Origin of the sequence: Variovorax paradoxus (assembly GCF_000834655.1) — a bacterium.
GTDB lineage: Bacteria > Pseudomonadota > Gammaproteobacteria > Burkholderiales > Burkholderiaceae_C > Variovorax > Variovorax paradoxus_F.
Genome location: NZ_JXQQ01000125.1, coordinates 1 through 517, shown reverse-complemented (window position 1 = coordinate 517; position 517 = coordinate 1). Strand labels below are relative to the sequence as shown.

Here is a 517-nt window from a genome sequence, read left to right as displayed (position 1 = left end):
GAAGTCGACAGGCTGCTGACGCTGCTGTTCGTGGTGCTCAAGCCCGTGGACAGGCTGGAGATCCCACTGGTGGCAGTGCTCAGGCCGGACGACGTGGAGGTCGACAGGCTGCTGATGCTGCTCGCGGCGGTGCTCAGGCCACTTGAGGTCGAAGTGGACAGGCTACCGATACTGCTCGTCGCAGTGCTCAAGCCCGACGACGTAGAAGTCGACAGGCTGCTGACGCTGCTGTTCGTGGTGCTCAAGCCCGTGGACAGGCTGGAGATACCACTGGTGGCAGTGCTCAGACCGGACGACGTGGAGGTCGACAGGCTGCTGATGCTGCTCGCGGCGGTGCTCAGGCCACTTGAGGTCGAAGTGGACAGGCTACCGATACTGCTCGTCGCAGTGCTCAAGCCCGACGACGTAGAAGTCGACAGGCTGCTGACGCTGCTGTTCGTGGTGCTCAGGCCCGAGGACGTCGAAGTCGACAGGCTGCTCACGCTGCTGTTGGTCGAGCTCAGACCGGTCGAGAGGC

Annotated in this window: 1 protein-coding gene; it reads left to right on the top strand. The window is 63.4% G+C overall.

Annotation, left to right across the window (positions count from 1 at the left end):
* On the top strand, window positions 1–517 hold a 517-nt coding region (locus tag RT97_RS33660), incomplete at both ends, for a hypothetical protein (RefSeq protein WP_042582586.1).